Annotated in this window: 6 protein-coding genes; 3 read left to right on the forward strand and 3 right to left on the reverse strand. The window is 73.0% G+C overall.

What is annotated here, in order from left to right:
• The first annotated feature begins 29 nt into the window (after positions 1-29).
• Both ACZ5GT_RS10110 and ACZ5GT_RS10115 read left to right on the forward strand, forming a co-directional pair.
• A complete protein-coding gene (locus ACZ5GT_RS10110; protein ID WP_469018209.1) occupies positions 30-914 on the forward strand; it encodes an ATP-grasp domain-containing protein in 885 nt (294 codons plus the stop codon).
• Complete coding sequence (locus tag ACZ5GT_RS10115) at positions 911-1,699, forward strand: ATP-grasp domain-containing protein (RefSeq protein ID WP_469018214.1); 789 nt, start codon at positions 911-913, stop codon at positions 1,697-1,699. Before ACZ5GT_RS10110 ends, ACZ5GT_RS10115 begins: the two co-directional genes overlap by 4 nt.
• A gap of 59 nt (positions 1,700-1,758) precedes the next feature.
• Here ACZ5GT_RS10115 and ACZ5GT_RS10120 read toward each other — a convergent pair whose 3' ends face one another.
• A complete protein-coding gene (locus ACZ5GT_RS10120; RefSeq protein ID WP_469018219.1) occupies positions 1,759-2,397 on the reverse strand; it encodes a GNAT family N-acetyltransferase in 639 nt (212 codons plus the stop codon).
• Positions 2,394-3,632, reverse strand: coding sequence for a 3-phosphoshikimate 1-carboxyvinyltransferase (aroA, locus tag ACZ5GT_RS10125; RefSeq protein WP_469018222.1), 1,239 nt, complete (start codon positions 3,630-3,632; stop codon positions 2,394-2,396). Before aroA ends, ACZ5GT_RS10120 begins: the two co-directional genes overlap by 4 nt.
• Positions 3,633-3,867: 235 nt before the next feature.
• Between aroA and ACZ5GT_RS10130 the strand changes: the two genes are divergently transcribed.
• On the forward strand, positions 3,868-5,667 hold the full coding sequence (locus tag ACZ5GT_RS10130; protein ID WP_469018225.1) for a glycoside hydrolase family 3 protein: 1,800 nt from the start codon (positions 3,868-3,870) through the stop codon (positions 5,665-5,667).
• Positions 5,668-5,864: 197 nt separating this feature from the next.
• Here ACZ5GT_RS10130 and ACZ5GT_RS10135 read toward each other — a convergent pair whose 3' ends face one another.
• Entirely contained in the window at positions 5,865-6,431 is a 567-nt protein-coding gene (locus ACZ5GT_RS10135; protein WP_469018229.1) for a hypothetical protein, read from the reverse strand.
• Positions 6,432-6,619 lie beyond the last annotated feature (188 nt).

Consider the following 6,619-nt stretch of genomic DNA (forward strand, 5'->3'; position numbering starts at 1 on the left):
GGGCGCGCCGGCGGTAACGGGGACGAACGATGAAGTTCTGCTTTCTGGTGGAGGAGCAGTATCGCCGGGACGGTATGCCCAACGAGGTGATCCACCAACTCACCTCCTGGGGACACCAAGTGGACGTTTTGCGCCCCGGCGGCTCCCTGCTGCGCCTGACGGAGGCCGTGCAGACGAGCACGCATGACGCATGGGTGCTCAAGACGGTCTCCGGCGGTCCGGGCCTCACCCTTCTCGAGGCGGCGGCCTCAGCCGGTCTGACGACGATCAACAACGCCCGGGCGATACGCGGCGTGCGGGACAAGGCGCTGGCCGCCGCCATCGGCCTCAACTGCGGGCTGCCCCTGCCCGCGACCTACGCGGCCGCGCGCCCCGAACTGCTGCTGGAGATACCGGATTCGGAGTATCCGATCGTGGTCAAGCCCGCCGACGGCAGCGCGGGCCGGGCCGTGCACCTGGTGTCCTCCCCGCGCAGGCTCGCCGAGATGCTCCCCGAGCTGGCGGGAGAGGGCATGCTCGTCGCCCAGCCGTACGTGCCCAACTCCGGCGTCGACATCAAGGTGTACAGCGTGGGCGACGAGTTGTACGCCACCGAGCGCAGTTCCCCGCTCCACCCCGACCATGCCGTACGGGAGTGCCGGGTGCCGCTGTCGGCCGAGATCGCCGCGATCGCCGCTCAGGTCGGCGTGGTCTACGGCCTCGATCTGTACGGTGTGGACGTGGTCCTGGGACCGGACGGCCCCATGGTCGTCGACGTGAACGACTTTCCCAGCTTCCGCCAGGTCCCTGACGCGCCGGCCCGCCTGGCGAGAGCCGTCCTCGCCCTGGCGGCCGGCGCGGGCGGGGTGACCACGGCCGCGCGGCCACCGCTGGGTGTCGTTCCGGTCACCATGACGGCGGGCGAGACGGCGTGAGAATCGGCCTGATCACGTCTGATCCCGGCCACCCGCTGCTGGACCTCACCACGGCCCTGCTCGCGCCCGACCACCAGGTGGAGGTGCTGGATCCGCGCGCGCCGCTGCCCGTCCCCGGACCGCTCGCCGACGTCTACCTGCTGAAGGCACGTACGCCGCCCGCCCTCGCACTCGCCCGGCATCTGGAACAACGTCACGCCCGCGTGGTCAACTCGGCCGCGGCGACCGCGCTGTGCCAGGACCGTACGTCCATGGCCGCGCTGGCCCTGAGTGCCGATCTCCCCTTCGCGGGCACGCGCACCTTCACCACCCTCGCCCGGCTGGCGTCCGGGCCGACGCTGTCCGGACCCGCGGTGGTCAAGAGCCGCCACAGCCGACGGCACGACGTGGTGGCCCGCGTCGACACCCCCGCGCAGCTGAGGGACTTGGCGGCAGCCCACCCGGACGAGCCGGTCGTGGTGCAGGACTTCGCCCCCAACGACGGCTGGGACTACAAGCTCTGGGCGATCGGCGACCAGCTCTTCGCCGGCCTGCGCCGCTCCGAACTCTCCCCCCAGGGACGCGGCCCCACACGAGCGCTCCGCCTCGACGACCTGCCGCCCGGATGGCCGGCCCTGGTGCACCGCGTCGGAGAGGTGTTCTCCCTCGACGTCTACGGCGTGGACATCGTCGACCGCGGCGACGGCGCCCCGCTGATCGTGGACATCAACGCCTTCCCCGGCATCCGAGGCCAGTCGGGCGCCCCCGAGGCCCTGGCAGCCCTGGCCCTTTCCCGGGCCGCCTGACCCCGAAACCCACCCCCACCTGCCCCCGGAACCCGGCCCCGGCACCCGCGCCCGGTAGGTCAGGGCCGGCGCGCCCGTGTCGCGAACCCCGTCACCCGCTGCTCCAGCCGCTCCCGGCAGGCGGGCCACTCCTCCGCCGTGATCGAGAAGATCGCGGTGTCGCGCAGCCGGTCCTCCTCGCCCGGGGTCCAGGAGCGGGACCAGTTGCGCAGGACGCCCTCGAAGCGGGCGCCGACGCTCTCGATGGCCGCCCGGGAGCGGCTGTTGCGGGCGTCGGTCTTCAGGTCGACCCGCGACACTCCCCACTCCTCGAAGGCGTGGCGGAAGAGCAGGAGTTTGGCCTCGGCGTTGATGCCGGTGCCCTGGGCGGAGCGGGCGAGCCAGGTGAAGCCGATCTCGACGGCGTCCAGCCGGTCGTCGGACCGCCAGCAGCGCGGGTCCCAGTACGACGTGGCGCCGACCGCCCGTCCCGTCGCGACCGACACCTGCGCGTACGGCGCCAGCCGTCCCGTCGACGCGCGCTCCAGCTGCGCGTCGACGTACGCGCCGGCCTCCTCGGCCCGCGGCACCCAGGTGAAGGAGTAGGTCCCCCGTTCCTCCTCCGCCGCCACCGCCAGATCGGCGGCGTGCCGGTGCTCCAGCGGCTCCAGGCGCACCAACGCGCCCTCCAGCAGCGGTCCCCGCAGCCTGTAGCTCAACAGCCGATGTCCCTTCGCAGTTCCGCGAACGCCTCGTGGAAGCCCGGGAAAGTCTTGCGCACGCATCCGGGGTCGTCGAACGAAATACCGGGCGTCCGCAGGCCGGTGACCGCGAAGGACATGACGACGCGGTGGTCGCCGTAGGTCTTGATCTGCGCGGCGGCGGGGGTGCCGGGGTGGATCTCGATCCAGTCCGGGCCGGTCGACACGCCGATGCCCAGCCGCCGCAGGTTCTCCGCGCAGGCGTCCAGCCGGTCGCACTCCTTCACCCGCGTGTTCGCGACGTCCTCGATGCGCACCGGGCCGGAGGCGAAGGGGGCGATCGCCGCGAGCGTCGGCATGGTGTCGGAGATGTCCCGCATGGCGACCGTCAGGCCGCGCAGGGTGCCGGTTCCCCTGACCGTCGTGCCCTCGGCCGCGACGTTCACGTCCGCGCCCATGCGGCGCAGCACGTCCACGAAGCCCAGGTCGCCCTGGAGCGCGCCCGCGCCGAGGCCGGGGACCGTCACCTCGGCGCCCGGCGTCAGCGCCGCCGCCGCGAAGAAGTAGCTCGCCGTGGACGCGTCCGGCTCGATCGGGTACGTCGTGGCCCGGTAGCCGCCCGGCGGGACCACGAACACGTCCCCTTCCCGCGCCACCTGCACGCCGAACGCCCGCATCATCGCCAGCGTGATCTCCACGTACGGCGCCGAGACCAGGTCCGTGACCGTGATGCGCAGGCCGGTCCGGGTCAGCGGGCCGAGCAGCAGCAGGGCGGTGAGGTACTGCGAGGACTGCCCGGCGTCCAGCGTCACCTCGCCGCCCTCGACGCCGGCCGCCCGTACGGTCAGAGGATGGTGGCCCTCCGCCTCCTCGTGCCGCAGGTCCACGCCGAGGTCGCGCAGGGCGCGGGTGAGCGGGCCCAGGGGGCGGCGGCGCATCTGGGGCGAGGCGTCGAAGCGGTACGTGCCGTGGCCGGCGGCGACGAGCGCGGGCAGGAAGCGGGCCGTCGTCGCGCCGTCCCGGCAGTAGACGTCCGCCTCGGTGACGGCCGGGCCCTGCGGGCGGCCGTCCACCTGCCAGGCGTCGGGGGTGCGGCCGACGCGGTAGCCGAGCCGTACCAGGCCCTCGGCGAAGCCCTCGGTGTCGTCCGAGCGCAGGGGCCGTACGAGGGTGGTGACGCCGTCGGCCGCGGCGGCCAGGAACAGGGCGCGGGCGGTGATGGACTTGGAACCGGGGATGGCGACTGCGGGCATGCCTCATGATCGGCCGTCCGCCGCCTCCGACGCCGGGACGTCCACGGGATGGACGGCAGCGGCGACCCGAATGGACGGCCCGGACGTCCCGTCGGTCCCGGCACCACCGGCTTCCGCAGATCGGCCGGCGAGCAGGAACCGTTCGGCGCACATTCCCTTGACTGGCAGAAACTTCCCGGATATTGCTGGCTCTTCGGAAGTTTCCTTCAGCGGATCACCTCCGGAAGGAGCGCACGTGCCCTCCAGACGTACCGTCCTGGCCGCCACGGCAGGCGTCGCCGCCACCCTCGCCCTCGGCTCCACCGCGCACGCCGACGACAGCAAGCCCGACGACAGCAGGCTCCGTGCCCTCGTCTCCCGCATGACCCTCGAGGAGAAGGTCGGCCAGCTCTTCGTGATGCGGGTCTACGGCCACTCCGCCACCGCGCCCGACCAGGCCGACATCGACGCCAACCTCAAGGAGATCGGCGTCCGCACCGCCGCCGAGCTGATCGAGAAGTATCGGGTCGGCGGCATCATCTACTTCACCTGGGCGCACAACACCCGCGACCCGCACCAGATCGCCGGCCTCTCCGACGGCATCCAGCAGGCGTCCCTCGGCCTGCCGCGCGGGCTGCCCGTGCTGATCAGCACCGACCAGGAACACGGCATCGTCTGCCGCGTCGGCAAGCCCGCCACCCTCTTCCCGGGCGCGATGGCGATGGGCGCGGGCGGCTCGCGCGGCGACGCCCGCACGCTCGGCCGGATCTCCGGCGCCGAGCTGCGCGCCATGGGCATCCGGCAGGACTACTCCCCCGTGGCCGACGTGAACGTCAACCCGGCCAACCCGGTCATCGGCGTCCGCTCCTTCGGCGCCGACCCGGACGCGGTGGCCGGCCTGGTCGCCGCGGAGGTCGGCGGCTACCAGGGTTCGTCGGTCGCGGCGACCGCCAAGCACTTCCCGGGGCACGGCGACACGGCCGTCGACAGCCACTACGGCTTCCCCGTGATCACGCACAGCCGCGAGGTGTGGGAGCGGCTGGACGCGGTGCCGTTCCGGGCCGCGATCCGCGCGGGCATCGACTCGATCATGACCGCGCACATCCAGTTCCCCGCCCTCGACGACTCCGGCGACCCGGCGACCCTCTCCCACCCGATCGTCACCGGCATCCTGCGCGGCGAACTGGGCTACGACGGCGTGGTGGTCACCGACTCGCTGGGCATGGAGGGCGTGCGCACCAAGTACGGCGACGACCGGGTCCCCGTCCTCGCTCTGAAGGCGGGCGTCGACCAGCTCCTCAACCCGCCTTCCCTGGACGTCGCCTGGCACGCCGTGCTGGACGCCGTCCGGGCCGGCGAGCTCACCGAGGCGCGGCTGGACGAGTCGGTACTGCGGATCCTGCGGCTGAAGGCGAAGCTGCGGCTGTTCGACGAGCCGTACGTCGGCCAGGCCGGCGTCGACCGGGCCGTCGGCACCCCGGCCCACCTGGCGGCGGCCGACCGCATCGCCGACCGGACCACCACCCTCCTGGTCAACGAGGGCGGCCTGCTGCCGCTGTCCCGCACCACGCACCGGAAGCTCCTCGTCGTGGGCGCCGACCCGGCCTCCCCGTCCGGCACGACCGGACCGCCGACCGGCGTGCTCGCCGCCGCCCTCACCCAACTGGGCTTCACCACCACCGCCCTGTCCACCGGCACCGCACCGTCCGCCGCGACCGTCGCCAAGGCGGTCGCCGCAGCCCAGGACGCGGACGCGGTGATCGTCGGCACGTACAACGTCACGGCGACGAGCCCGCAGAAGACGCTGGTCGAGCAACTGCTGGCGACCGGACGGCCGGTGGTCGCGGTCGCCATCCGCAACCCGTACGACGTGGCCCAACTGCCGTCCGTGCCGGGCTTCCTGGCGGCGTACTCCTGGACCGACGTCGAACTGCGTGCGGCGGCAAGGGTGATCGCCGGAAAGACCGACCCGCGCGGACGGCTGCCGGTGCCGGTGCAACGGGCGGACGACCCGGCGCGCGTGCTGTACCCGATCGGCTACGGCCTGTCGTACTAGCCACCCGTTTCACACCATCGGGGGGCCGTGCCTACAGCGACGGCCTCCCGTCGGCGTACGGCCTCCCGTCGGCGTACGGCCTCTTCCGCCTGCCGCTGCTCCGGGGTGAGTCCGGCGCGTCGCTGGGCTTCCTCGGTCACTCGGCGGACGAGGAGTTGCTGGACCAGACGTTCGTGGGTGAGTGGCGGAGGGCCGGGTCAGATGTCCCTGAGGAAGGCCTCGGCCCGGCGGCGGAAGGGCTCAGGGGCGGCGGACCAGACCGGGGTGCGCATCATCTCGCGCAGTTTGACCGCCTTCACCTCTCGGGGGGCGTCCTTGCGCAGGCCGAGGTGCGGCCACAGCTGATCCAGGTCGTCGTGGGGAAGGTCCCAGGAAACTCCGATCCCTGGTGCGGCGGAGCCGGGCGGTGGGGGCGCGAGGTGGACCTCGTCGGCGGTGGCGGCGGGAGTGATCTCGACGAGCGAGAGGCCCAGCCGTTCGACGGCGTCGCGGAGCAGCACCCGGTGACCTTCGACGGTTCCGGCGGAGGGCGGTTCCCCGTCGAAGAACAGGGCGAGCACCCAGCCGGACTCACCGGTTCGGGCGAGGTCCAGGACGAGGCGAGTGCCCGTGTCGTCGGTGAAGGAGCGGTGCGCGAGGCTCTTCGCGGCCCCGGGCCCTTCTGCGCGGGGGGTCTCGTCGAGCCGGAGCGTGCCGATCAGCCGCCGTAGCCGGTCGGGGGAGAGCTCTCCCTGGGAGAGCACCCGGAGGGCGGGCCAGAGCATGAAGGATTTTCCCTTTCCGATGTCCTCGGGCTACGAACAGGTGCAACCGGCGGCGCCGACGGCGCTGTACGGGCGGCTGAGGGGGCGAACCGTCGGTGGGGTGGGGGGGGGGGGGGTGGGGGGGGGGGGGGGGGGGGGGGGGGAGGGGAGGAGGGGGGGGGAGAGGAAAGGTAAAAAGAAAGACAGAG

The organism is Streptomyces sp. NPDC031340, from assembly GCF_055569945.1.

Coding starts and splice junctions, on each gene's coding strand:
- aroA (WP_469018222.1), bottom strand. CDS start 3,632: ATGCCCGCAGTCGCCATCCCCGGTTCCAAGTCCATCACCGCCCGCGCC.
- ACZ5GT_RS10110 (WP_469018209.1), top strand. CDS start 30: ATGAAGTTCTGCTTTCTGGTGGAGGAGCAGTATCGCCGGGACGGTATG.
- ACZ5GT_RS10135 (WP_469018229.1), bottom strand. CDS start 6,431: ATGCTCTGGCCCGCCCTCCGGGTGCTCTCCCAGGGAGAGCTCTCCCCC.